At 63.6% G+C, this 20697-nt stretch carries 17 protein-coding genes and 1 pseudogene; 4 read left to right on the forward strand and 14 right to left on the reverse strand.

The genetic code is table 11. The annotated features are described in order from the left end of the window. Positions 1-91: 91 nt before the first annotated feature. The 3 genes and pseudogenes from FXN65_RS18150 (at position 92) to cobA (ending at position 3892) form a co-directional block, all read left to right on the forward strand. A complete protein-coding gene (locus tag FXN65_RS18150; protein WP_151134980.1) occupies positions 92-1762 on the forward strand; it encodes a bifunctional protein-serine/threonine kinase/phosphatase in 1671 nt (556 codons plus the stop codon). 254 nt (positions 1763-2016) lie between these two features. Beyond that, positions 2017-3072, forward strand: a pseudogene (locus FXN65_RS18155) (NAD(P)/FAD-dependent oxidoreductase); the annotation flags it as partial. A gap of 82 nt (positions 3073-3154) precedes the next feature. Then, positions 3155-3892, forward strand: a complete 738-nt coding sequence (gene cobA, locus FXN65_RS18160) for a uroporphyrinogen-III C-methyltransferase (RefSeq protein ID WP_151134984.1) — start codon at positions 3155-3157, stop codon at positions 3890-3892. Between the two features lie 257 nt (positions 3893-4149). On the opposite strand, the gene FXN65_RS18165 is transcribed toward cobA, so the two are convergent. The 9 genes from FXN65_RS18165 to ppsA all read right to left on the reverse strand — a co-directional run bounded on the left by FXN65_RS18165 (position 4150) and on the right by ppsA (position 12485). Continuing rightward, on the reverse strand, positions 4150-5202 hold the full coding sequence (locus FXN65_RS18165; RefSeq protein ID WP_151134986.1) for an OmpA family protein: 1053 nt from the start codon (positions 5200-5202) through the stop codon (positions 4150-4152). 108 nt (positions 5203-5310) lie between these two features. Continuing rightward, a complete protein-coding gene (gene sigX / locus FXN65_RS18170) occupies positions 5311-5901 on the reverse strand; it encodes an RNA polymerase sigma factor SigX (RefSeq protein WP_083245941.1) in 591 nt (196 codons plus the stop codon). A 96-nt stretch (positions 5902-5997) separates the two neighbouring features. Next, positions 5998-6822, reverse strand: a complete 825-nt coding sequence (locus FXN65_RS18175) for a mechanosensitive ion channel family protein (protein WP_151134988.1) — start codon at positions 6820-6822, stop codon at positions 5998-6000. 2 nt (positions 6823-6824) lie between these two features. Further along, the gene (locus FXN65_RS18180; RefSeq protein WP_178119356.1) at positions 6825-7079 is read right to left on the reverse strand and encodes a CrfX protein; all 255 of its coding nucleotides are present in this window, start codon (positions 7077-7079) and stop codon (positions 6825-6827) included. A gap of 48 nt (positions 7080-7127) precedes the next feature. Continuing rightward, complete coding sequence (locus tag FXN65_RS18185; protein ID WP_151134992.1) at positions 7128-8123, reverse strand: zinc transporter ZntB; 996 nt, start codon at positions 8121-8123, stop codon at positions 7128-7130. Between the two features lie 47 nt (positions 8124-8170). Then, entirely contained in the window at positions 8171-8659 is a 489-nt protein-coding gene (rraA, locus tag FXN65_RS18190; protein WP_151134994.1) for a ribonuclease E activity regulator RraA, read from the reverse strand. A gap of 20 nt (positions 8660-8679) precedes the next feature. Next, positions 8680-8808: a Rieske (2Fe-2S) protein gene (locus tag FXN65_RS28445; RefSeq protein ID WP_264158919.1), complete on the reverse strand. Its 129-nt coding sequence runs from the start codon at positions 8806-8808 to the stop codon at positions 8680-8682. Positions 8809-9062: 254 nt separating this feature from the next. Beyond that, positions 9063-10049 carry an alpha/beta fold hydrolase gene (locus FXN65_RS18200; protein WP_151134996.1) on the reverse strand — a complete coding sequence of 329 codons (987 nt, stop codon included), beginning with the start codon at positions 10047-10049 and terminating at the stop codon, positions 9063-9065. A gap of 66 nt (positions 10050-10115) precedes the next feature. Next, the gene (gene ppsA / locus FXN65_RS18205; RefSeq protein ID WP_151134998.1) at positions 10116-12485 is read right to left on the reverse strand and encodes a phosphoenolpyruvate synthase; all 2370 of its coding nucleotides are present in this window, start codon (positions 12483-12485) and stop codon (positions 10116-10118) included. Positions 12486-12649: 164 nt separating this feature from the next. Between ppsA and ppsR the strand changes: the two genes are divergently transcribed. After that, positions 12650-13468: a posphoenolpyruvate synthetase regulatory kinase/phosphorylase PpsR gene (ppsR, locus tag FXN65_RS18215; RefSeq protein WP_151135003.1), complete on the forward strand. Its 819-nt coding sequence runs from the start codon at positions 12650-12652 to the stop codon at positions 13466-13468. A 259-nt stretch (positions 13469-13727) separates the two neighbouring features. On the opposite strand, the gene prpF is transcribed toward ppsR, so the two are convergent. From prpF to FXN65_RS18240, 5 genes are all read right to left on the reverse strand, one after another. Further along, positions 13728-14915 carry a 2-methylaconitate cis-trans isomerase PrpF gene (prpF, locus tag FXN65_RS18220; RefSeq protein WP_151135005.1) on the reverse strand — a complete coding sequence of 396 codons (1188 nt, stop codon included), beginning with the start codon at positions 14913-14915 and terminating at the stop codon, positions 13728-13730. 131 nt (positions 14916-15046) lie between these two features. Next, on the reverse strand, positions 15047-17668 hold the full coding sequence (acnD, locus tag FXN65_RS18225) for a Fe/S-dependent 2-methylisocitrate dehydratase AcnD (RefSeq protein ID WP_151138866.1): 2622 nt from the start codon (positions 17666-17668) through the stop codon (positions 15047-15049). A gap of 11 nt (positions 17669-17679) precedes the next feature. Continuing rightward, a complete protein-coding gene (gene prpC / locus FXN65_RS18230; protein ID WP_151135007.1) occupies positions 17680-18837 on the reverse strand; it encodes a bifunctional 2-methylcitrate synthase/citrate synthase in 1158 nt (385 codons plus the stop codon). An 83-nt stretch (positions 18838-18920) separates the two neighbouring features. Next, entirely contained in the window at positions 18921-19805 is an 885-nt protein-coding gene (prpB, locus tag FXN65_RS18235) for a methylisocitrate lyase (RefSeq protein WP_151135009.1), read from the reverse strand. Further along, positions 19802-20524 (reverse strand): GntR family transcriptional regulator, encoded by a 723-nt coding sequence (locus tag FXN65_RS18240; protein ID WP_151135011.1) that lies wholly within the window; start codon positions 20522-20524, stop codon positions 19802-19804. Before FXN65_RS18240 ends, prpB begins: the two co-directional genes overlap by 4 nt. Between the last annotated feature and the right edge of the window lie 173 nt (positions 20525-20697).

Here is a 20697-nt window from a genome sequence, read left to right on the forward strand (position 1 = left end):
CCCGCTTGACGAATCGGCGCCCAGTGCGGCGCCGAGCCGGACTCGACAAGGAGCGCCTCGCGCTCCTTTGGCCATACAGGACCCAAGCCCGATGACCCTGCACCTCAGCTTCGGCGAAGCCAGCGCCACCGGCCCGCGCGCGGAGAACCAGGACGCCTTGCGGGTGGTCACCCCGGCACCCGCGCTGGCTGCCAGCAAGGGCTACCTGTTCGCCCTGGCCGACGGCGTCAGCCAATGCGCCGACGGTGGCCTGGCTGCCCGCGCCACCTTGCAGGCCCTGGCGCTGGACTACTACTCCACCCCGGAAACCTGGGCTGTAGCCCAATCCCTGGACCGGCTGCTGGTGGCCCACAACCGCTGGCTCCAGGCCAACGGCGGCGGGCAGCCACTGCTCACCACCCTGACCGCCATGGTGCTGCGCGGGCGCCGCTTCACCCTGGCCCATGTGGGCGACTGCCGCGCCTATCGCTGGGACGGCCGGCAGCTGACCCGCCTCAGCGAGGATCACGTCTGGGAACAGCCGGGCATGCAGCACGTGCTGAAGCGCGCTCTCGGTCTGGATCAGCACCTGGTGGTGGACTACCTCGATGGCGAACTCGCGGAGCGCGAGGGGTTCGTGCTGGTCAGCGACGGCGTCTGGGCCGTACTCGGCGACCAGGGCATCCAGCGCATTCTCCAGGATGAACAGGATCTCCCCGCCGCCGCCCAGGCACTGGTCAGCGCCGCACACCTGGCGGGCGGCCAGGACAATGCCAGCGCCCTGCTGGTTCGCGTCGACAACCTGCCCCAAGTGGGTCTGGCCGATACCCTGGCGCAGCTCGATCAATGGCCGCTGCCACCGCGCCTGCAGGAGGGCCACGACTTCGAGGGCTGGCAGGTGGACCGCCTGGTCGCCGAATCCCGCCAGTCCATGGTCTATCGGGTACGCGATGGCCAGGACCGCCGCTGGCTGCTGAAGACCCTGCCCGCCAGCCGCCATGACGAACCGGCCGCCGCCCCGGCCCTGATGCTGGAAGAGTGGTTCCTGCGTCGTGTCGCCGGGCGTCACTTCCCCGAAGTGCATCCGCTGCCCGGGCGCCAGCATCTTTATTACGTGCAGCGCGAGTACGCCGGGCAGACGCTGGCCGAGCACCTGCGCCTCAGCGGCCCCATGGCGCTCCCGGAGTGGCTGGATATCGCCCCGCGCCTGCTCAAGGCGCTGGGCCAGCTGCACCGACGCAACATCCTGCACCGCGACGTCAAACCGGAGAACCTGCTTTGGGGTGATGACGGGGAGTTGCGCCTGCTGGATTTCGGCCTGGCCTATTGCCCCGGCCTGTCCCAGGACGAGGCGCATAGCCTGCCGGGCACCCCCAGCTATATCGCCCCGGAAGCCTTTTGCGGAACGCCACCGTCTCCCCGGCAGGATCTCTACGCCGCGGGCGTCACCCTTTACCACCTGCTTACCGGGCACTATCCCCACGGCGAAGTGGAAGCCTTCCAGCATCCACGATTCGGCACCCCCACACCGCCCAGCCGTTACCGTCCCGACCTGCCCGCCTGGCTCGACGAATGCCTGACGCGCGCGGTCGCTGCCGACCCGAACGAGCGCTACGAGACGATGGAGGAGTGGCTACTGGCGCTGGAACAAGGCGAACGCCGGGCCCTCACCGCGAAACCCAGGCCCTTGCTGGAACGCGAGCCGCTGAAGGTCTGGCGCGTACTGGCTCTGTTGTCCCTGCTACTCAATCTGGTGCTGCTGGTCACTCTCCTGCGCGGCTGACGCACCAGTTCAGCGCATTCCGCTCCAGGAGGGTGCGGAGCGACCCATGAGTCACAGCCCGGGACCGCACAACCCGAGACTTGCAGGGGTTGGCACGGCACCTGCAAAGGCCATTTCGACAATCTACAAAAAGCGCCCGCCTCAACGACGAGACGGCACTTTCCCGGTCGAACGGGACTTGGACAAAGGCGTCCTGCTGGCAACAGCGGGACGCCTTTTTTGTTTGCTCGACGTTTATGCAGGAGTGCCCTGGCATGAAGACATCCAAGCTGGTGGTGATCGGAAACGGCATGGCCGGAGTGCGTACCCTCGAAGAGCTGCTGAAACTCGCGCCGGCGCAATACCAGATCACGGTTTTCGGCGCCGAACCCCACCCGAACTACAACCGCACCCTGCTCTCCCCGGTGCTGGCCGGCGAACACTCCTTCGAGGAGATCATCCTCAACGACCTGGCGTGGTACGCGGATAACGGCATCGAACTCCTGCTGGGCCGCAAGGTGGTGAAGATCGATCGCCCGCGCCGCCAGGTGATAGCCGAAGATGGCACCTGCGCCGACTACGACCGACTGGTGATCGCCACCGGTTCCACGCCGAGCCGCCTGTCCATCCCTGGCAATCGACTGCAAGGCGTGATCGGCTACCGCGATATCGCCGGCGCGCGCGCCATGATCGAAACGGCCCGCACCCACAGCCATGCCGTGGTGATAGGAGGCGGTCTGCTCGGCCTGGAAGCGGCCAACGGCCTCAAGCAACGCGGCATGGACGTGACCGTGGTGCACCTGCCCGACTGGCTGCTGGAGAAGCAACTCGACCAGTCGGCCGGCGACAAGCTGCTGCGCGCATTGCAGGCCCGGGGCATTCGTTTCCGCCTGGGCACGGCCACTGAAGAGTTGATCGACAATGGCAATGGCCAGGTATGTGCGGTGCAGCTGGCAGGCGGCGAGATCATCACCGCCGACCTGGTGGTGATGGCGGCCGGCATCACGCCCAATACCGAACTCGCCGAAACGGCAGGCCTGCCCTGCAACCATGGCATCCTGGTCGACGACACGCTGCAGACCTACGACCCGCGCATCTATGCCATCGGCGAATGCGCCAACCACCGCGGGGTTTCCTATGGACTGGTAGCGCCGCTGATGGAACAGGCCAAGGTCTGCGCCAATCACCTGGCAATGCTCGGTTTCGCCCGCTACCAGGGGGCGCGCATGGGCACTCGACTCAAGATCGCCGGTATCGAGATGTTCTGCGCTGGCGACCTCCCCCATGCCACTCACGCAGCCGAGGGCCACGAGGCGTGCCCCTTGCATGACTGGCAGATAGAACTGGCTTCCAACGACGTGCTCGCCTGGACCTGAATCAATTATGGAGCGCGATGCGCCCGGGAGATCTCCAATGAACGGCAAAGTCTGGCTGGTAGGCGCGGGCCCTGGTGACCCCGAACTCCTCACCCTGAAGGCAGTGAAGGCCTTGAATCAGGCGGATGTGGTGATGATCGACGACCTGGTCAATCCAGCCGTGCTGGAGCACTCCCCGACCGCCCGGGTCGTCCGCGTCGGCAAGCGTGGCGGCTGTCGCTCGACCCCCCAGGAATTCATCCATCGCCTGATGCTGCGCTATGCCCGCCAGGGCAAGTGCGTGGTGCGATTGAAAGGCGGCGACCCGTGCATCTTCGGTCGCGGTGGCGAAGAGGCCGAGTGGCTGGCCGAGCGCGGCATCGAGAGTGAGCTGGTCAATGGCATCACCGCAGGCCTGGCAGGGGCCACCAACTGCGGTGTCCCCCTCACCCTGCGCGGCATCAGCCGTGGCGTGACCCTGGTCACCGCCCACACCCAGGACGACAGCAGCCTCAACTGGGGCGCCCTGGCGCAATCGGGCACCACACTGGTGGTCTACATGGGTGTCGCGAAGCTGGCGGATATCCGGGAAGGCCTGCTGGCCGGCGGCATGACCGGCGCCATGCCCGTGGCGATGATCGAGAACGCTTCCCTGCCCCAGCAACGGGAATGCCGCAGCACCCTCGCCCGCATGCAGGCCGACGCCAGGGCGTTCGAACTCAAGAGCCCGGCCATCCTGGTCATAGGTGAAGTCGCCGCAGCCGAAGCGATCCTCCCGATGGCGCAAAGCGCCTGAGTCTCTCTTCGCTCCTGCGAAGTAGTGCTTGCCCGGCGCTGCCGGGCTTTTTTATGGGCGGGGGCTCAGGAGCGAATTCATTCGCAATACGGGGTCACGGGCCGCTCGCGGCACTTTGTGAATGAATTCGCGCCCGCAGAAAGACGGCTGTGCCGGTACCAGACAGCGGCGCTCGACATCGCCGTCTTCTTCCGGCACTTTTCTCCGGGCAAAGAAAAACCCGGCCGAGGCCGGGTTTTTCCTGCGGCTCAAACCAATTACTTGGCCTGGGCTTCTACTTCGGCTTCTACGCGGCGGTTAACAGCGCGGCCTTCAGCAGTGGCGTTGTCAGCAACCGGGCGGGTTTCGCCGTAGCCAACAGCGTTGACGCGCTCGCCACCAACACCGTACTGGTTGACCAGAACTTCACGAACGGCGTTTGCACGGCGCTCGGACAGCTTCTGGTTGTAGGCGTCGGTACCAACGGAGTCGGTGTGACCTTCAACGGTGGTGGTGGTAGCCGGGTACTGGTTCATGAAGTCAGCCAGGTTCTTGATGTCGCCGTAGCTTTCTTCTTTCACCTTGGACTTGTCGAAGTCGAACTTCACGTCCAGCTCAACGCGTACGACTTCGGCAACAGCCGGGCAGCCATCGGCATCAACGGTAACGTTGGCCGGGGTGTCCGGGCACTTGTCGACGTTGTCGCAAACGCCATCGTTGTCGCTGTCGGCGCACACTTCAGCAACCGGAGCCGGAGCCGGCTCGGCCTGCTTGGTGGAACCGCCGAAGTTCACGCCAACACCTACGCCAGCCATCCACTCGGCTTCCTGGGCGTCCAGGTTGTACATGCCGTCCAGGCTAGCCTTGGCGAAGAAGTTCTCGGTGAAGTAGTACTTCAGACCGGTACCAACGTTGGCGAAGGTGCTGTGGTCACGACCGGTACGCGGCGGGATGTTGCTGATGTTCTGATGGGCGAAGCCGGCAGAAACGTACGGACGCAGGCCAACACCCGGGGTGCCGAAGTGGTAAATGGCGTCCAGAGAGGCCAGGTTGCCCTTGATGTCCTTGTGGCCATCGGTACCGAAGGAGTCTTCGGAGGTCATGTCGTGGTATTCGCCGTACGACAGAGCCAGGGAGACGTCGTCGGTCAGGTAGTAGCCTACCGAGCCGCCGTACAGGTTGCCGTTCTCGAGATCGCGAGAACTGTCGGTGAAGTAACGCTTACCGAAAGCTTCCACCTCAACTGCGCCTTGGCCCTGAGCCAGCGCGTTCAGCGAAAAGGCGGCAACAAGAGAGCCAACGGCTACGCCTAAGGTGTTTTTCAGTTTCATCCGTAAATCCCCATCTTGGTGGTCAGTAAGTTGTCGAACAATCTCCGGACAACTTGGGCGGCAATTCTAGCAGAACACGCCGGCCCATAAGAGATAATTTTTCCCGAACTAAGTTTCAGCGAGTCCGGAAAATTTTTCGCGAAGGCGATCGAGCGCACGCTTGTAGCGCATTTTTGTAGCGCTCAAGCCCATATGCATAATGTCTGCAATCTCCTGGAACTCAAGCTCTGCGACAAAACGTAGCACCAGAATTTCCCTGTCAATGGGGTTGACATGTACGAGCCATCGCTCCAGACCGCCGCGCTCCTCGACCTTGGGGGCTTTCTCGTCGGAGGCTTCTTCAAGAGGATCCAGACTCAGCGCGTCAAGTAAACGTCGCTTTCGGCGCTCTTTCCGATATTGGGTAATGCACTCGTTGTACGTGATGCTATATAGCCATGTCTTGAACTTCGACTTGCCTTCGAAGTTCTTCAACCCATAAAGCACCTTCAGCATCACTTCCTGGCAGACATCATCTGCGTCGCGGTCGTTGCCTAAATAGCGGGCACAGACGTTGAACAAGGTGCGCTGATAGCGCCGCATCAATTCTTCATAGGCGCGAGTGACATGGAACAGCTCGACATGCGCACGCTCCACGAGCTCTTCATCGGAGAGCTCGCGTGGGTCATAGCGCAAGGAAAGCGATTGGGGCTTGTTCAAAACGGGTCGGGCCGACAGTCAGGTCAAAAGCCGCCGGGGGCGCGGGGTTCGCGCACCCTGTCTGGCGGCATACATTAGCAGGGAAAAGCCGTCGTGTTAGCGGCTGGTTACCCGTTGATCGAGCAAAGTACGATTCGACACCGATACCAGCTCACCCTCTTCGGTAAGCAGCAGGGTTTTCACCGTACCGATTTCCTCGATCTGCCCTTCGACATCACCGACCTTGACTTGTTGCCCGACCTGATAGAGCTCACGCACGTAGATGCCGGCGAGGATCTGCCCGGCGATTTCGCGACTGCCAAGACCCAACGCCAGCGCCGCCGCCAGACCGATGGAAATCAGCACGATGGCGATGACGTTGTTCAGCAGGTCGGTCTTGACCTCCAGTTGGCCGATGGCAACGGAGATACTGATGATGATGACCAGCCCCTGGGCGATGCGGCCCAGCCCGTGGGCGTATTCCAGGCCAACACCTTCGGCCGCGCCGCGCACCAGGCCGCTGACCAGTTGCGCCAGCAGGACGCCAGCCAGCAGCACGAGCGCCGCCCCCAGCACCTTGGGCAGGTAGAGGGCGAGCACGTCGAGGGTAGCCGAAACGCGGTCCAGACCAAGCGATTCGGCTGCGGAGACCAGGAAGATCAGCAACACGAACCAGTAGACGATCTTGCCGATCAGGGTGGAAACCGGCACCTGGATGCCAGCGCGGGCCAGCATCTTGGTCAGGCCGGTACCGGCCATCAGGCGATCCAGTCCCACCTTGGCCAGCAGCTTGGACAGCAGGGTATCCAGCAGCTTGGCCACCACGAAGCCCAGCAGTACCACCACCAGCGCGCCGAACAGGCGCGGGATGAAGCCCGCCACCGGTGTCCACACCGAGGTCATGGCGTTAACAAGTCCTTGGGTCCAGGGGTCGAATTCCATGTTCAATCAGCCTTATCTGCAGAACGGACAGAAGCATTGCGGCGCGAAACGGGCGCCAGATGGGGCGAGCCATTGTTGAGGGCGATCATCATCGCCTCGAGCCAGTGGCCCATGAGGCTGAACAGATCCCCGGCGCCCACCTGACGATTGGCGGTCTTGAGCACGCGGCCCAGGGTTGCGTCGTCGTCGTGGTCGGAGTGCGGAGACGCCTTGAGCAGGTCCCGCAGGGATTCTTCGAAGGGATCGTGCATGCGCACCTCACGTGGATATGTCGGCTAGACGTGGCTGGAGCGGGTCGGGTCACATCAGAGCCAGCGAAGCCGACGGAACAGCCATAACTGGAAACCCGCGATTCCGAGGATCAGCAGGCAGGCCAGGATGAAGCCGTAAGGCGTGTCATCTCCTGGAATACCGCGCACGTTCATGCCCAGCAGGCCTGTGATGAAACTCAGCGGCAGGAAGAAACCCGTCGTGATGCCGAGCAGGTACATGGTGCGGCTGGTGCGCTCGCCCTGTCGGCGACTCTCGCTTTCCAGCACCAGGCCGATGCGCTCGCGGATCAGCTCCAGCTCTTCCAGGTAACGGGTCAATCGGTTGTTCAGTTCGTTCCAGTAATCGCTGTCGTCTTCGACGAACCAGGGCATCCGGCTGCGCGCCAGTTGCCCGTAGATGTCCCGCTGGGGTGCGAGGAAACGCTTGAGTCCCGCTGCCCGCCGGCGGATCTGCAACATCAGGTCGTGGTCCGGGCGGAAGCGCTCGTTGTTGTCGAGATGCTCTTCCTGTTCGTCGATCTTCTCCGACAACTCGGCCACCAGCGAATCGATCTTGTCAGTCAGGTGCTCGGCCAGATACAGCATCACCTCGGACGCCACCTTCGGGCCGGTGCCCCTGGCCCACTGCTCGATCAGCTCATCGGTGGCGTGCAATGGCCGCAGGCGCAGAGAGAGGATGCGCTGCGACGAGGCGAAGATGCGCACCGAGACCATGTCCTCCGGCACCGCCCCCGGATTCAGGTTCACGCCACGCAGGAACAGCAGAAGTTCATCACCAGGCTGGACCAGCATGCGTGGCCGCGTGCTTTCCTCCAGCAGCAGGTCGCAGGTGAACTCGGACAATCCGCTCTGCTCACGCAGCCAGCGTCGCGCCAACGGGTGGCTGCGATCCCAGTGCAGCCAGACGCTCTGCTCCGGCCTCAACTGCAGATCGGCCAGCGCCTCGCGGGAGATCGGCTCGGCCCCGCCCTGCCCGTCCAGCACGAAGGCATGTACCAGCCCCCACTGGGCGTTCTGTTCCTCGAACATTCAGTCTCCTTGGAAGAAAAAGCCCGGCTTTCGCCGGGCTCGCTGGGTCAGGCCGGCATTTCCAGGGGTTTTGGCGAAATGATGATGCCGTTGTTGTCGGCATAGACGAACTCACCGGGACGGAAGGTGACGCCGCCGAAGGTGACGGCCACGTTCAGGTCGCCGATGCCGCGCTTGTCGGTCTTCATCGGGTGGCTGGCCAGCGCCTGGACGCCCAGGTCGGTCTGGGCGATCACATCGACGTCACGGATGCAGCCATAGACCACGATGCCTTCCCAACCGTTCTTCGCAGCCTTTTCGGCCAGCATGTCGCCCAGCAGGGCCCGGCGCAGGGAACCGCCGCCATCCACTACCAGCACCTTGCCCTTGCCCGGCAGGTCGACCTGCTCCTTGACCAGGGAGTTGTCCTCGAAGCACTTGATGGTGACGATCTCGCCGCCGAAGGAATCGCGGCCGCCGAAGTTGCTGAACATCGGCTCGACGACCTGGACCAGGTCCGGATAGGCATCGCACAGATCAGGGGTAACGTATTGCATGGACATCTCCTTGATAGCAGTTACAGATCGAGACCGATGCGGTCGCCGTCACAGGTCAGCGGCAGGCGCTGCAACGGAGGGCAAGGTGCATTGCGCGGACGGCCATTGGCCAGGTCGAAGGCAATGCCGTGCCTGGAACAACGCAGCATCCCCTGTTCGAGAGTGCCGGTGTGCAGGGGCGCCCCTGGTGTGGGCAGCGATTTTCCATGAGGATCGGCCGCTGATCAACGACGATCAGCAATAGATGCCGCCCTTGCACCTGAAAGGCACCGCGATAGCCGCCCTGCAGGTTGATCAGTCGTTCCAGCGCTACGAACATGGAGCCTCCAGCGCTCCGCGGTTCCCGCCATCTTTAGCACAGCCTCCCGCCTGCCGAAACCGGAACACGCCGGCGGGCAGCAAGCTAGAGCGCCAGTGCCTCGGCCGCTTGCGCCGCGCCCGGCAGGGCCTGGTGCTTCAGCCAATGGGCCACCAGGGGCCATACCTCTCGCTCGGCTGCCTTGCTCACCAGCATCTCGATGTGGCCGAAGTCTTCGCTGAACCCTTCATCTTTCGCCAGCCTCAGGAAGTGACGACAGTCCTCGGGCACCTGCTCCACCAGCTTGCGGCAAGCCCAGACCGGGTCCTGCAGGTCGCCTGCGGCAGCGACCGCAAGTACCGGCACGCGCACATCCGCCAGACCAGCCCACCAATCCCGCTCGGCATCGCCAAAGCGGCCGAACAGGCCGTGCCAGCGCATGCTCTCCAGGGCAAGGCCGATCGGTTCATCTTCCGGCCCGCGCTTCAGCCACGAGCCAGAAAGCACGCCGAAGCGCTTGAGCAGCAGGCGGCCTCCCCACGCCACCGGAGGCATCTTCAGCGGCCAGTAGACACGGCTGACCTGGCTACCGAAGAGCGCGGCGGATGCCACGTCCTCCTCACCCAGGTAATGCCCGCCCAGGGCCGCAGCCAGGGTCGTACCGCCCAGGGAATGTCCAACCCAGTGTGGCGCCTGGCCAGCCTGCTCGCGAACGAAGGCGGCGATGGCCGGCAGGTCGTATCGGGCGTAATCCGCCACCCGGTTGCGGCGGTAGTGCTGATTGCGCGGCGACAGGCCGTGCCCGCGCATCTCTGCGATCCACAGGTCGAAGCCGGCACGCGCCAGATACGGGCCGAGCCCCAGGCCCTTGGGCGAGTACCAGAAACGGCGATTGGAAAAGCTGCCGTGCACGAGGATCACCGGCACGCCACGGGCACCTTCGTGGCCGAAGCGGCCAAGACGGGTGAGGACCAGTTCGACACTGGGGTCGGGACTGTTGCCGGGTTTCAGGCGATAGACGTCTTCGGTCAGGTCGCCACGGAGTTCCGCGCTGATCAGCGCCACGGGAAAGAGTTCGCTACTGCTTTGCATGTTTGCTGCTTGCACAAAAAAGGGCGGGTTCTGGAACCCGCCCTTTTCGTTTTGGCCAACGAAGGATCAGGCCTGACCTTCCGCCAGGAAGAACCAGGTGTCCAGTACGGAGTCGGGGTTCAGCGAGACGCTCTCGATGCCCTGCTCCATCAGCCACTTGGCCAGATCCGGGTGGTCGGACGGGCCCTGGCCGCAGATGCCGATGTACTTGCCGGCCTTGTTGCAGGCGGCGATGGCGTTGGCCAGCAGCTTCTTCACAGCCGGGTTACGTTCGTCGAACAGGTGGGCGACGATGCCGGAGTCGCGGTCCAGGCCCAGGGTCAGCTGGGTGAGGTCGTTGGAGCCGATGGAGAAGCCATCGAAGAACTCCAGGAACTCCTCGGCCAGCAGGGCGTTGGACGGCAGTTCGCACATCATGATGACCTTCAGGCCGTTCTCGCCGCGCTTCAGGCCGTTACTGGCCAGCAGCTCGACCACCTGGCTCGCTTCGCCCAGGGTACGCACGAAGGGAACCATGATTTCGACGTTGGTCAGGCCCATCTCGTTGCGCACTTTCTTCAGCGCGCGGCATTCCAGCTCGAAGCAGTCACGGAAGGACTCGCTGATGTAGCGGGAAGCGCCACGGAAGCCGAGCATCGGGTTCTCTTCTTCCGGTTCATAGAGCTTGCCGCCGATCAGGTTGGCGTATTCGTTGGACTTGAAGTCCGACAGGCGCACGATGACTTTCTTCGGCCAGAAAGCCGCAGCGAGGGTGCTGATACCTTCCACCAGCTTCTCGACATAGAAGCCGACCGGATCGTCGTAACCGGCGATGCGCTTCTCGACGCTTTCCTTGATCTCCGCCGGCAGGCTGGCGAAGTTCAGCAGCGCCTTCGGGTGTACGCCGATCATGCGGTTGATGATGAATTCCAGACGCGCCAGGCCCACGCCCTCGTTGGGCAGCTGGGCGAAGTCGAAGGCGCGGTCCGGGTTGCCGACGTTCATCATGATCTTGAACGGCAGGTCGGGCATGGCGTCGACCGAGTTGGTGCGGATATCGAAGCCCAGCTGGCCTTCGAAGATGAAACCGGTGTCGCCTTCGGCGCAGGAAACGGTCACACCCTGACCATCCTGCAGTACCTGGGTGGCGTTGCCGCAACCCACGACTGCCGGGATACCCAGTTCACGGGCGATGATCGCCGCGTGGCAGGTACGACCGCCGCGGTTGGTGACGATGGCGCTGGCGCGCTTCATCACGGGCTCCCAGTCCGGGTCGGTCATGTCGGAGACCAGCACGTCGCCCGGCTGGACCTTGTCCATCTCGGATACGTCGTGGATCACGCGAACCGGGCCGGCGCCAATGCGCTGGCCGATGGCACGGCCTTCCACCAGGACCTTGCCCTTTTCCTTCAGCAGGTAGCGCTCCATCACGGTAGCGCTGGCACGGCTCTTAACGGTTTCCGGGCGGGCCTGCACGATGTACAGCTTGCCGTCGTCACCGTCCTTGGCCCACTCGATATCCATCGGGCGGCCGTAGTGTTTCTCGATGATCAGCGCCTGCTTGGCCAGTTCGGCCACTTCAGCGTCGGAGAGGGCGAAACGGGCGCGGTCGGCACGGTCAACGTCGACGGTCTTCACCGACTTGCCAGCCTTGGCTTCCTCGCCATAGACCATCTTGATCGCCTTGCTGCCCAGGTTGCGGCGCAGGATGGCGGGGCGACCCGCTTCCAGGGTTGCCTTGTGCACGTAGAACTCGTCGGGGTTCACGGCGCCCTGCACGACGGTTTCGCCGAGGCCATAGGCGGCGGTGATGAACACCACATCACGGAAGCCGGATTCGGTATCCAGGGTGAACATCACACCGGCGGTACCGGTTTCCGAACGGACCATGCGCTGCACGCCAGCGGACAGGGCGACCAGCTTGTGGTCGAAGCCCTGGTGCACGCGGTAGGCGATGGCACGGTCGTTGAACAGGGAGGCGAAGACTTCCTTGGCAGCGCGGATCACGTTGTCCACGCCACGGATGTTCAGGAAGGTTTCCTGCTGGCCGGCGAAGGACGCGTCGGGCAGGTCTTCGGCGGTGGCGGAGGAACGCACGGCCACGGCCAGGTTGTCATTGCCCTTGGCCAGTTCGGCAAAGGCGCTGCGAATTTCGGCGTCCAGACGGGCGGGGAACTCGGCGTCCATCACCCACTGGCGGATTTCGGCGCCGGTCTTGGCGAGGGCATTGACGTCATCCACATCGAGCCTGTCGAGGGCGGCATGGATACGATCGTTCAGGCCGCTCTGCTCAAGGAAGTCACGGTAGGCCTGGGCGGTAGTGGCGAAACCACCGGGAACGGAAACACCGGCGCCAGCCAGATTGCTGATCATCTCGCCCAGGGATGCGTTCTTGCCCCCCACATGCTCAACATCATGGACGCCGAGCTTATCGAGGGAAACTACGTACTCTACCAAGGTGATCTCTCCACTAATTGTTGGAAAAGCTCATGCGGAACCACTCCGCAGCGTTCTGGCCTTGGGCCAGAAAAATACGTCACAATGCCGACCGGCTCGGGCCTGGCGAAAAACGCGGCCTATCATAGCCAAGAATCGTTCCTGACTTAAGGCCTTTGGCGCAAATGAAACGAACCGCTTTCTTCATCTCCGATGGTACCGGTATCACTGCGGAAACCCTTGGCCAGAGCCTCCTGGCGCAGTTCGAGACCATCGCTTTCCACAAGCTCACGCGCCCCTATATAGACAGCGTCGAGAAAGCGCGCGCCATGGTACAGCAAATCAACAGGGCTGCGGAGGCGGACGGCGTCCGCCCGATCATCTTCGACACCATCGTGAACCAGGAGATCCGCGACATCCTGGCGACGTCCAATGGCTTCATGATCGACATCTTCTCCACATTCCTTTCTCCACTGGAACAGGAACTTACTTCGCACTCTTCCTACTCCGTCGGCAAATCCCACTCCATCGGTCACCACACCAACTACATGGAGCGGATCGAGGCGGTCAACTTCGCCCTAGACAACGACGACGGCGCCCGTACCCACTACTACGACAAGGCCGACCTGATCCTGGTGGGCGTGTCCCGCTGCGGCAAGACGCCGACCTGTCTGTATATGGCAATGCAATACGGAATTCGTGCCGCAAACTATCCGTTGACCGAGGAAGACATGGAGCGGCTGCAGCTTCCCGCCGCCCTCAAGAAGTACAAGGACAAGCTGTTCGGCCTGACCATCGACCCCGATCGTCTCACCGCCATCCGCAACGAGCGCAAGCCCAACAGCCGTTACGCGAGCTTCGCCCAGTGCGAGTTCGAAGTGCGCGAGGTAGAGACCCTGTTCCGTCGCGAGAACATCAACTTCATCAACTCCACGCATTTCTCGGTGGAGGAAATCTCCGCCAAGATCCTGGTGGAAAAAGGCGTCGAGCGCCGGCTCAAGTAAGCCCGACACCCAAAGAAAAAGCCCGCCTCGGCGGGCTTTTTCATGCCTGGGAACCAGCGACCCCGGTCTTGTACGAGAAGTCGTCGAGCGAAGGTCAGGCGAGGCAAAATTGGGTGAGGAAGCGGAGTTAACGACTGTTAATGAGCATTACTCGCTCCGCTCACCCTTCGGGCCGCGCTGAAGCGCGCTAGCCGCAAGCGGCTTTCCGAACCGATTTTTAACGAAGCATCACCGAGCGCAGGCAGTTTTCGTACATGACCTAGAAGGAATCGCCCGGCACCCGCACCCAGCCTTCCATCAGCACACGGGAGCTGCGGCTCATGATGGCCTTGGTGACCGTCCACTCGCCGTCCACCTGCTTCGCCTCTGCGCCCACGCGCAAGGTGCCGGAGGGATGACCGAAACGCACGGCGCTACGCTCGCCACCACCGGCGGCAAGGTTCACCAGGGTGCCCGGAATGGCAGCGGCGGTGCCGATAGCCACAGCAGCAGTGCCCATCATCGCGTGGTGCAGCTTGCCCATGGACAGCGCGCGCACCAGCAGGTCGATTTCGCCGGCCTGCACTTCCTTGCCACTGGAGGTGCGGTAGTTCCTTGCCGGGGCGACGAAGGCGATCTTCGGCGTGTGCTGGCGGGTCGCGGCTTCCCCGGGGGTCTTGATCAGGCCCATGCGCAGGGCGCCGGCGACGCGGATCTTCTCGAAACGTGCCAGCTGCTCCGGATCGCCATTGATGGCTTCGCGCAGCTCGGTGCCGGTGTAACCGATGTCCTCGGCGTTGACGAACACGGTCGGGATGCCGGCGCTGATCATGGTCGCCTTGAAGGTGCCGACACCGGGCACTTCCAGGTCGTCCACGAGGTTGCCGGTGGGGAACATCGAGCCTCCCTCCTCCCCATCGTCGGACGGATCGAGGAACTCCAGCACGATTTCCGCGGCCGGGAAGGTCACGCCGTCGAGCTCGAAGTCGCCGGTTTCCTGTACCTGGCCATTGGTGACCGGCACATGGGCGATGATGGTTTTCTGGATATTGGCCTGCCAGATGCGCACCACGCAGGTGCCGTTCTCCGGAATGCGTTCCGGATCGACCAACCCGGCATGCAGCGCGAAGGAACCGGCTGCGGTGGACAGGTTGCCGCAGTTGCCGCTCCAGTCGACGAAGGCCTTGTCGATGGAAATCTGGCCGTAGAGGTAATCCACGTCGTGGCCGGGCTGGCTGCTCTTCGACAGGATCACGCACTTGCTGGTGCTGGAGGTGGCGCCGCCCATGCCGTCGATATGCGCGGAGTACGGGTCCGGACTGCCGATCACGCGCATGAACAGCTTGTCGCGCGCTTCGCCAGGCACCTGGCAGCGCTCGGGCAGGTCTTGCAGGCGGAAGAACACGCCCTTGCTGGTACCACCACGGATGTAGGTGGCGGGGATTCTGACTTGGGGTACGTGGGCCATGAATATTGTCCTGAAAGGCTTTGAATGCCCTTCTCCCCCAGGGAGAAGGTGCCCGAAGGGCGGATGAGGGAAGGCAGGCGCCATCCCTCACCCCAACCTTCTCCCAGAGGGAGAAGGCGCTGTCGCGTGCCTTAGCCGACCGCTTTTTCCGAGGAGGCTTCGAGGAAGTCCTGGGCGAAGCGCTGCAGCACACCGCCAGCCTCGTAGATGGACACCTCTTCGGCGGTATCCAGGCGACAGGTCACCGGAACCTTGAGGGCTTCGCCGTTGGTACGGCGGATCACCAGGGTCAGGTCGGCGCGCGGCTTGCGCTCGCCGATCACGTCGAAGGTCTCGGTGCCGTCGATGCCGAGGGTCTTGCGGGTGGTACCCGGCTTGAACTCCAGCGGCAGCACGCCCATGCCGATCAGGTTGGTGCGGTGGATACGCTCGAAGCCCTCGGCGACGATGGATTCGACACCCGCCAGGCGCACGCCCTTGGCCGCCCAGTCACGGGACGAACCCTGACCGTAGTCGGCACCGGCGATGATGATCAACGGCTGCTTGCGATCCATGTAGGTCTCGATGGCTTCCCACATGCGCATCACCTTGCCTTCCGGCTCGACGCGGGCCAGGGACCCCTTCTTCACCTCGCCGTCGACCACGGCCATTTCGTTCACCAACTGCGGGTTGGCGAAGGTGGCGCGCTGGGCGGTCAGGTGATCGCCGCGGTGGGTCGCGTAGGAGTTGAAGTCCTCCTCCGGCAGACCCATTTTCGCCAGGTACTCGCCAGCCGCCGAATCCGCCAGGATGGCGTTGGACGGCGACAGGTGGTCGGTGGTGATGTTGTCCGGCAGTACTGCCAGCGGACGCATGCCCTTGAGGGTACGCTCGCCGGCCAGGGCGCCTTCCCAGTACGGCGGGCGACGGATGTAGGTGCTCATCGGGCGCCAGTCGTACAGCGGACTCTCGGCTTCCTTCACCGCACCCAGATCGAACATCGGGATGTAGATCTGCTTGAACTGCTCGGGCTTCACCGAGGCGGCGACAATGGCGTCGATCTCCTCGTCGCTCGGCCACAGGTCCTTCAGGGTGATGGGATTGCCCGCCTGGTCATGGCCCAGCACGTCCTGCTCGATGTCGAAGCGCACGGTACCGGCGATGGCGTAGGCCACCACCAGCGGCGGCGAGGCGAGGAAGGCCTGCTTGGCGTACGGGTGGATACGGCCGTCGAAGTTGCGGTTACCCGACAGCACGGCGGTGGCGTAGAGGTCACGGTCGATGATTTCCTGCTGGATCACAGGATCGAGCGCGCCGGACATGCCGTTACAGGTGGTGCACGCGTAGGCGACGATGCCGAAGCCGAGCTTTTCCAGTTCCGGCAGCAGGCCGGCTTCTTCCAGGTACAGCTTGGCGACCTTCGAGCCCGGCGCGAAAGAGGTCTTCACCCAGGGCTTGCGCACCAGGCCCAGCTCGTTGGCCTTCTTCGCCACCAGACCGGCAGCCACGACGTTGCGCGGGTTGGAGGTGTTGGTGCAGCTGGTGATGGCGGCGATGATCACCGCGCCATCCGGCATCAGGCCGTCGGCCTCTTCAGCCTTGCCGGCTTCGAGCTTGGCTTCGTCGGCAATGCCGCGCTCGGCCAGCGCGGAAGTCGGCAGGCGACGATGCGGGTTGGACGGGCCCGCCATGTTGCGCGCCACGGTGGACAGGTCGAACTGCAGCACTCGCTCGTACTCGGCGGTGACCAGTGCATCGCCCCACAGACCGGTGGTCTTGGCGTAGTTCTCGACCAGCGCCACCTGCTCCGGCTCGCGACCGGTGAGCGTGAGGTATTCGATCGTCTGCCTGTCGATGTAGAACATCGCCGCAGTGGCGCCGTACTCCGGGCACATGTTGGAGATGGTGGCGCGGTCGCCGATGGACAGGCTGTCGGCCCCTTCGCCGAAGAACTCGACGTAGGCACCCACCACCTTCTCCTTGCGCAGGAACTCGGTCAGGGCCAGGACGATATCGGTCGCGGTGATGCCGGGCTGGCGCTTGCCGGTCAGCTTGACGCCGACGATGTCGGGCAGGCGCATCATCGAGGCGCGGCCGAGCATCACGGTTTCCGCTTCCAGGCCGCCTACACCGATGGCGATCACGCCCAGGGCATCCACGTGCGGGGTGTGGCTGTCGGTACCGACGCAGGTGTCGGGGAAGGCCACGCCACCACGCGCCTGGATCACCGGGCTCATTTTCTCCAGGTTGATCTGGTGCATGATGCCGTTGCCGGCCGGGATCACGTCGACGTTCTTGAACGCAGTCTTGGTCCACTCGATGAAGTGGAAGCGGTCCTCGTTGCGGCGCTCTTCAACGGCACGGTTCTTTTCGAACGCGTCCGGGTCGAAACCACCGAACTCGACGGCCAGCGAGTGGTCGACGATCAGTTGGGTCGGCACCACCGGGTTGACCTTGGACGGGTCACCGCCCTGCTCGGCGATGGCGTCGCGCAGGCCGGCCAGGTCCACCAGGGCGGTCTGGCCGAGGATGTCGTGGCAGACCACGCGGGCCGGGTACCAGGGGAAGTCCAGGTCACGCTTGCGTTCGATCAGCTGCTTGAGCGAATCGGTCAGCATGGCCGGATCGCAGCGACGCACCAGTTGTTCGGCCAGCACGCGGGAGGTGTACGGCAGCCTGGCGTAGGCGCCGGGGGCGATGGCATCCACCGCCTCGCGGGCATCGAAGTAGTCGAGCGCCGTGCCCGGCAGGCTCTTGCGGTATTGGCTATTCATGCTGTTCATGATTAGGGACGATCCTTCAGAGGCACGAACTTCAGGTCTTCCGGGCCAACGTAGTTGGCGCTCGGGCGAATGATCTTGCCGTCGATGCGCTGCTCGATGACGTGGGAGGACCAGCCGGAGGTACGGGCGATCACGAACAGCGGGGTGAACATGGCGGTGGGAACACCCATCATGTGGTAGCTCACGGCGCTGAACCAATCGAGGTTGGGGAACATCTTCTTGATTTCCCACATGGTCGACTCAAGGCGCTCGGCGATGTCGAACATCTTGGTGTTCTTCTGCTCTTCGGAGAGCTCGCGAGCCACTTCCTTGATCACCTTGTTGCGCGGGTCGGACACGGTGTAGACCGGGTGGCCGAAACCGATCACCACTTCCTTCTTCTCGACGCGGGCGCGGATGTCGGCTTCCGCCTCGTCCGGATTGTCGTAGCGCTTCTGGATCTCGAAGGCCACTTCGTTGGCGCCGCCGTGCTTCGGCCCACGCAGCGCGCCGATGGCGCCGGTGATGCAGGAGTACATGTCGGAACCGGTGCCGGCGATCACGCGGGCGGTGAAAGTCGACGCGTTGAATTCGTGCTCGGCGTACAGGATCAGCGAGGTGTGCATGGCGCGGACCCACGACTCACGCGGCTTCTCGCCGTGCAGCAGATGCAGGAAATGACCACCGATGGAGTCGTCGTCGGTCTCGACGTCGATGCGCTTGCCGTTGTGGCTGAAGTGGTACCAGTAGAGCAGCGCGGAGCCGAGGGAAGCCATCAGCTTGTCGGCGATGTCGCGGGCGCCCGGATGGTTGTGGTCATCCTTCTCCGGGGACAGGCAGCCCAGCACGGAAACGGCGGTGCGCATCACGTCCATCGGGTGGGCGGACGGCGGCAGCTGCTCCAGGGCGGCCTTGACGCCGGCCGGCAGGCCACGCAGCGCCTTCAGCTTGGCCTTGTAGCCCGCCAGTTCGGCGACGTTCGGCAGCTTGCCGTGCACCAGCAGGTGGGCGATTTCCTCGAATTCGCAGGAGGTGGCGAAGTCGAGAATGTCATAGCCGCGGTAGTGCAGGTCGTTACCGGTGCGGCCAACGGTGCACAGAGCGGTGTTGCCGGCGGCGGTGCCACTCAGGGCCACGGACTTCTTCGGTTTGAAGGCGGTGGTGTTTTCGGTAGCGCTCATCGCGTGATTCTCCTCATTTCAATCCGGTTGCTTCGGTCTTGTTCTTACGCCGGCCGCCCCTCTGGAGAGCGGCCTGCGTCCGGTCATTTCTTGGCGGCGAACAGCGCGTCGAGCTTCTGCTCGAAGGCGTGGTAGCCAATGCGGTCATACAGTTCCGCACGGGTTTGCATCAGGTCGATGACTTCCTTCTGGTGGCCATCGCGGCGGATCGCGGTGTAGACAGCCTCGGCAGCCTTGTTGGCGGCGCGGAAGGCCGACAGCGGATAGAGCTGGATGGCTACACCGACCGAAGCCAGTTCGTCGCGCGAGAACAGCGGGGTTGCGCCGAACTCGGTGATGTTGGCCAGCACCGGCACGCCCAGCGCATCGACGAAGCGCTTGTAGGTCGGCAGGTCGTAGGCGGCTTCGGCGAAGATGGCGTCGGCGCCGGCTTCGACGTAGCGCAGGCAGCGCTCGATGGCGGCATCCACACCTTCAGCCTGGATGGCGTCGGTACGGGCGATCAGGAAGAAGGCCGGATCGGTCTTGGCATCGGCAGCCGCCTTGACGCGGTCGACCATCTCCTCGGTGGAGACGATCTCCTTGCCCGGACGATGGCCGCAGCGCTTGGCGCCGACCTGGTCTTCGATGTGAGCTGCAGCGGCCCCGGCCTTGATCAGGCTCTTGACGGTGCGCTCGATGTTGAAGGCGCTGGGGCCGAAGCCGGTGTCGATGTCCACCAGCAGCGGCAGATCGCACACATCAGTGATGCGGCGTACGTCGGTGAGCACGTCGTCCAGGGTGTTGATGCCCAGGTCCGGCAGGCCCAGCGAGCCGGCGGCGACACCGCCACCGGACAGGTAGATGGCCTTGAAGCCGGCACGCTTGGCCAGCAGCGCGTGGTTGGCGTTGATCGCGCCGATGACCTGCAGCGGACGTTCCTCGGCAATGGCGTCGCGGAAGCGCTGGCCGGCAGTTTTCTGAGTCATGACTCACCTCGTGTTTTGGACGGGTTGGCGAGCGCTTCCTGGTAGTGGCGCTCGATATTGCGCTTGGAGGCACCGATGTGACGGCGCATCAGCAACTCGGCCAGCTCGCCGTCTCGGTCGGCGATGGCATCGAGAATCCGGTGGTGTTCGTTGAAGGCCTGGCGCGGCCGGTTCGGAACGGTGGAGAACTGCAGGCGGTACATACGCACCAGCTGGTACAGCTCGCCGCAGAGCATCTTGGTCAGGGTCTGGTTGCCACTGCCCTGGATGATCCGGTAGTGGAAATCGAAGTCGCCTTCCTGCTGGTAGTAGCCACGGCCGGCCTGGAAGGCCTCGTCGCGCTCGTGGGTATCCAGCACCAGGCGCAACTCGTCGATCTCGGCCTGGCTCATGCGCTCGGCGGCCAGTCGACAGGCCATGCCTTCGAGGGATTCACGAATTTCGTAGAGCTCGATCAGCTCGGCATGGTTGAGGGATACGACCCGCGCGCCGACGTGGGGCACGCGCACCAGCAGGCGTTGCCCTTCCAGGCGATGGATGGCCTCGCGCAATGGGCCACGGCTGATGCCGTAGGTGCGCGCCAGCTCGGGCTCGGAAATCTTGCTGCCGGGGGCAATGTCACCACGCACGATGGCCGTCTGGATGCGACGGAAGACGCTTTCGGCCAGGGTTTCCGAGTCCAGCTGTTCGGTGACGGGGCTTTCAGGGGTGTCCAGCATGATTGTCGACACATTCTTGTTTGGTGGCGCAAAACTACTGCCATATAAGCAGGCATGTCAAACACCATTCGATCAATTGTCGACAATCCGTCTAATTCCAAAAATTTCACCTACCGCGTCACGCTCCGCTTACCTGCGTCATAAGCGTCTGTCGCGCCGGAAAATCCGCGTGT

This window comes from Pseudomonas lalkuanensis (genome assembly GCF_008807375.1).
GTDB classification, from domain to species: domain Bacteria; phylum Pseudomonadota; class Gammaproteobacteria; order Pseudomonadales; family Pseudomonadaceae; genus Metapseudomonas; species Metapseudomonas lalkuanensis.

Bases quoted from the DNA above. Each gene is read 5' to 3' on its own strand.
- FXN65_RS18150 (WP_151134980.1), top strand. From the start codon at position 92: ATGACCCTGCACCTCAGCTTCGGCGAAGCCAGCGCCACCGGCCCGCGC.
- cobA (WP_151134984.1), top strand. From the start codon at position 3,155: ATGAACGGCAAAGTCTGGCTGGTAGGCGCGGGCCCTGGTGACCCCGAA.
- FXN65_RS18165 (WP_151134986.1), bottom strand. From the start codon at position 5,202: ATGAAACTGAAAAACACCTTAGGCGTAGCCGTTGGCTCTCTTGTTGCC.
- FXN65_RS18175 (WP_151134988.1), bottom strand. From the start codon at position 6,822: ATGGAATTCGACCCCTGGACCCAAGGACTTGTTAACGCCATGACCTCG.
- FXN65_RS18185 (WP_151134992.1), bottom strand. From the start codon at position 8,123: ATGTTCGAGGAACAGAACGCCCAGTGGGGGCTGGTACATGCCTTCGTG.
- rraA (WP_151134994.1), bottom strand. From the start codon at position 8,659: ATGCAATACGTTACCCCTGATCTGTGCGATGCCTATCCGGACCTGGTC.
- FXN65_RS28445 (WP_264158919.1), bottom strand. From the start codon at position 8,808: ATGCTGCGTTGTTCCAGGCACGGCATTGCCTTCGACCTGGCCAATGGC.
- FXN65_RS18200 (WP_151134996.1), bottom strand. From the start codon at position 10,049: ATGCAAAGCAGTAGCGAACTCTTTCCCGTGGCGCTGATCAGCGCGGAA.
- ppsR (WP_151135003.1), top strand. From the start codon at position 12,650: ATGAAACGAACCGCTTTCTTCATCTCCGATGGTACCGGTATCACTGCG.
- prpF (WP_151135005.1), bottom strand. From the start codon at position 14,915: ATGGCCCACGTACCCCAAGTCAGAATCCCCGCCACCTACATCCGTGGT.
- acnD (WP_151138866.1), bottom strand. From the start codon at position 17,668: ATGAATAGCCAATACCGCAAGAGCCTGCCGGGCACGGCGCTCGACTAC.
- prpC (WP_151135007.1), bottom strand. From the start codon at position 18,837: ATGAGCGCTACCGAAAACACCACCGCCTTCAAACCGAAGAAGTCCGTG.
- prpB (WP_151135009.1), bottom strand. From the start codon at position 19,805: ATGACTCAGAAAACTGCCGGCCAGCGCTTCCGCGACGCCATTGCCGAG.
- FXN65_RS18240 (WP_151135011.1), bottom strand. From the start codon at position 20,524: ATGCTGGACACCCCTGAAAGCCCCGTCACCGAACAGCTGGACTCGGAA.